The organism is Mannheimia sp., from assembly GCF_056854775.1.
This window is the reverse complement of record NZ_JBXGGI010000077.1, coordinates 1-4,171: the sequence shown is the minus strand read 5'-3', so window position 1 is coordinate 4,171 and position 4,171 is coordinate 1. Positions and strand designations below refer to the sequence as shown.

Annotated in this window: 4 protein-coding genes; all 4 read right to left on the bottom strand. The window is 36.5% G+C overall.

Annotation, left to right across the window (positions count from 1 at the left end):
• Positions 1–61 precede the first annotated feature (61 nt).
• Positions 62–580, bottom strand: coding sequence for a GNAT family N-acetyltransferase (locus ACJHV0_RS05725; protein ID WP_283385963.1), 519 nt, complete (start codon positions 578–580; stop codon positions 62–64).
• Between the two features lie 41 nt (positions 581–621).
• Positions 622–2,313: a nitrate/nitrite two-component system sensor histidine kinase NarQ gene (narQ, locus tag ACJHV0_RS05720; protein WP_483133628.1), complete on the bottom strand. Its 1,692-nt coding sequence runs from the start codon at positions 2,311–2,313 to the stop codon at positions 622–624.
• A 3-nt stretch (positions 2,314–2,316) separates the two neighbouring features.
• Entirely contained in the window at positions 2,317–3,135 is an 819-nt protein-coding gene (locus ACJHV0_RS05715; protein WP_025235860.1) for a pyridoxal phosphatase, read from the bottom strand.
• A 93-nt stretch (positions 3,136–3,228) separates the two neighbouring features.
• Positions 3,229–4,089, bottom strand: a complete 861-nt coding sequence (locus tag ACJHV0_RS05710) for an OmpA family protein (protein ID WP_428981773.1) — start codon at positions 4,087–4,089, stop codon at positions 3,229–3,231.
• Positions 4,090–4,171 lie beyond the last annotated feature (82 nt).

Below are 4,171 nucleotides of genomic sequence, written 5' to 3'. Positions count from 1 at the left end.
ACAGCTTTGCTGCCGTTGGCAAAGCCAACGTTCAAAAAGCAATGCTTTTTGTAACCGCTTATTACTCAATGCCTTTTTGGTAAGACATCATCAGTAACGTTCGCCATTTATCATTTCCCTTCTCATCTTTTCCCATATTGGCAATATGCGGAAAACGCCCCCATTGTTCAAATCCGTGTTTTTTCATTAGATTTTGACTAACAGTATTAAGTTCAAAGACATACGCCATTAAAGTGTGAATATTATGATTTAACATTTCCGCTTGCATAAACTCAATAATTTTCGAGCCGTAACCTTTTCCTTTAGCATTACCATCTAAATAGATACTAATCTCAGAAGTATGCACAAAAGCTGGTCTTTCATAAAATGGCGAGAAACTAAACCAACCGACAATGCCCGTTTCGTCTTCTACCACCCAGATCGGATACTGGATGCTTTGAAGATGAAAATCAAACCACTTTCGACGGTTTTCTGTGGTTGCTAATTCCAAATCAGCCGTAATTTGATGAGTTGGAATAGCTTGATTGTATATCGCTAGTATGGTTTCAAAATCCGCTTCGACTGCTTTTCGGATCTGCATTTTTATCCCTTATAAATCATTTGCAAATAATTAACAAAAAACTACCGCTTGCTGAGCATACTCGGTAAAACTACTTTAACCCTTACACCACCGCTTTCCACATTCTCAATGGAGAAATCTGCTTTTAGTTCTGCTGCTCGCTCTTGCATAATGGTTAAGCCATAATGCCCTTCCGGTTCGGTATGGCTGGCTAAGCCAATGCCGTTATCTTGAACAATTAAGCAATGCTCGCCATCATCATTCGTTTCAGCAATAACCTTAATTTCAGTTGCTTGAGAATGTTTAATGGCATTAATGACTGCTTCCCGTACAATTTGCAACATATGCACTTGTTGCTGTGCATTGAACATATGTGAGGGCAATTTACAACTTAAGCAAAGCTGTGCTGATGTTTTCGGGCGTAAACTTTCTAAAATTTTCTCTAATGCCTGTTGTAGATTTGCCTCTTGAATGGTTAATCTAAACGTTGTTAGTAGCTCTCTTAATTGGCTATAGGCATCATTTAATGCTTTTTCAAATACCGATAAAATTTCGTTGCGTTTCTCATCACTTTTTGCCAATTTGAGCAGACTTACTTGAATTTTGAAAAAGGTTAGCGATTGAGCTAAAGAATCGTGTAACTCACGAGCAATAATTGCCCTCTCTTCCATTAACACTAATTGCTGTTGCTGCTTTTGCACTTGAACGACATAAATGCTTCGTCCAATCATTTCTGATACATTTTGCAGTAACCGCTCATCAGGACAAAGTAAAGATGGCTTCCAACTTAATATACCTAGCTTTTCATTTTCTATCGCAATTTCAGTTGAGATCCACTCCACTTCAAAGGCATTATCTATAGAAACATTCCAATGTTCTGCACCATAAATATGTAATTTAATACCAAGCAAATGTTCGTTATCAAATACTGTTTTCAATACTTGATTAAGCATCTCTTTATTAATCGGTTTAGCGGTTAATAATTGGGAGCATTGATACAACACAAGTAAAGAGCGATTAACTGCTAATAAACGGCGGGTTTTTTCCTGTACTTTATCTTCCAATGAGGTATAAAGTTTTAATAATTCATTCGACATTTCAGTAAAAGTAGAGGAAAGCAAACCTAATTCATTCGGTTCATCAACCGCTAATTTTATATGATCGAAATCTTTATTTTGAATTTGCCAACTGGCTTTAACTAATTGCTTTAATGGGCTGATAATTTTTTTCCGTGTATACCACACACCAATGTACGCAAGTAGAATAATCAATAACATTGAAACAGCAATTACACCTGTGGCAATTTTTAGTTTTAACTCCGCAAACTCTTGCAAGCGAAAGACAAAGTTATCCACTTTCCGCACATAATCTTCAATATGTGTTGCGTAACTGGCTTTATCACCTTGATTGACATAAGACTGCATCGCATACCAATCTTTCAGTAATTGTTGGTAGCTATGTATTACATTATCAGGTAACAACCAACTTTGCTTAAGAGAACTCAGCTCGGTTGAGTGTAAAGTACGATGATATTCCAACAAACGCTCGGCTAAAATTTCTTGCCTTGAATCCATTTCCGACAAAAGGCGATAGCTTTGCATACGCAACGAACCCGATACATTAATCAAACTGGCATCAGATTTATTACTCCACATAATCCCAAGTGAAATGCCACTAATGATAGAAGCAAAGACGATCATAATTAAAAAATAGAGTCCGATACGCCTTGCGATGGAATATTTAGGTTTAATCATAGGTTAAAGATTAAATTGTGCTTTTAATTCATTGGCGATGCTGTCTTCGTTATTTGAACCAATTGTTTTCTTCGCTTTTTGCTGCACCTCCTCTTCCGAACCGCCCATTGCAATACCAAGTCCAACTGCTTCCAACATAGAGATATCGTTAAAATTATCACCAAATGCGATAACTTGTTCTAATTCAATACCTTCTGTTTTTAATAACTCCGCCAGCCTTGCTCCTTTACTATTGCCAACACTGGTAATATCAACACGATCGACCCAAGACCATTCAGGGCTTACTTGATCAAGCGGTAGTTTTTCCACAAAATTTTGCATTTTGACTAAATCAGGATCGCTGATTAACACTTTCCAAACGGTTAAACCTTTATCGATTTCTTGCTGAAATTTCTCAACTTGGTAAACATTTGGGCGAACAGTTTCAGGGCAAGATGCGACCCATTTTTGAAATTTTTCAAAGTGAACATTTAGCGTTTCATAAGTCATTGCATCTTCAAAATAAACAGCAGTATGAATACCTTGAGCTTGTGCCTCATTGATTAATTTAGATGCGACTTCAGGTGGCAACGGATTACCAATAATTGCTTTTTCATTTTTAAAATCATATACATAAGTACCATTACAGCATACAACTGGCGTATCTAAATCTATCTCCTTATAATAAGGACGAACCGCTGTGTGATGTCTGCCGGTAACAAAATAAACCTTTATGCCTTTTTCTCTTATTTTCTGAATTGCTTGTTTACTGGATTCTAAAATCGTAGCATTTGATGAAAGTAATGTGCCATCTAAATCAAAAGCAACTGCTTGGTAAGTCATAGTATTCTCCTGAAAAATAAAAGCTAAAAGAAAAGGCAATCTTATCAATAAGATTGCCTTGCTATTCTACTCTAAGTTAATTAAAACCAGAAATTATTTACCATTGTTGTATGCAGGAGTTTGGTAAAGTGGAGCCGGACCGTTAGGACCTGCTACATTACCACCTTCGTTTTGTTTAAGCACACCACCGTTTGCAGAAATTTCTACACGACGGTTAGGACGTAAACAATCTTTTTCAGCTTGACTTGCGTGTGCATAACCTTCACAAGGTTTAACTTGGTTCGCTTTACCGTAACCTACTGCTTCAATTTGAGCATTTACACCTTGTTGGATTAAACGTGCTTTAACAGTGTTAGAACGACGTTGTGATAAATCTAAGTTGTATTCAACAGAGCCTAAACGGTCTGTGTAACCCGCTACTTTAACTTGTTGTGCTTTAGATGATTTTAATTGCTCTGCAACATTATCAACTACTTCTTTACCTTTAGCCGTTAATGTATCTTTATCGAAGTCGAATAAGAAATCACCAGTTAAAGTAAATGATGAGTTGCCGTTACAACCATTTGGATACCAGAAGAAGCTTTGAGCATTCATATTTTTGTCAAATAAAATTTTGTATTGACAAATTTTGTGTACGCCGTTTTCACGGTAGTTGAATGCGTAATCCCATTCACGAACACTATATAATCCTTCTTCAAAATGTGGGCGACCAATTAGGTTATATAATTGATCTTTATTCATACCTTTTTCGATTTGACGGACATTTTCCCAGTTTGGCCAAGAACCAAATTGTGAACCATCGTGGTTGAATTCAGACTCTGAAATTTTTGGGAATACCGGGTTTTCAGTTGTGCCTTCATCACTCACTTTGCTTAAGTTACCACACGCAGCAACTGCTAATGCTGCACTTGATAATAAAAATGTACGGAAAAGCGCTTTTTTTTCCATTTTCATGTTAAGTTTCCTTATAAGTAACTATGTAATTAATTGTTTTACAACCTATTTGGTTGCAATCAGAATAATTCTACAATACAAA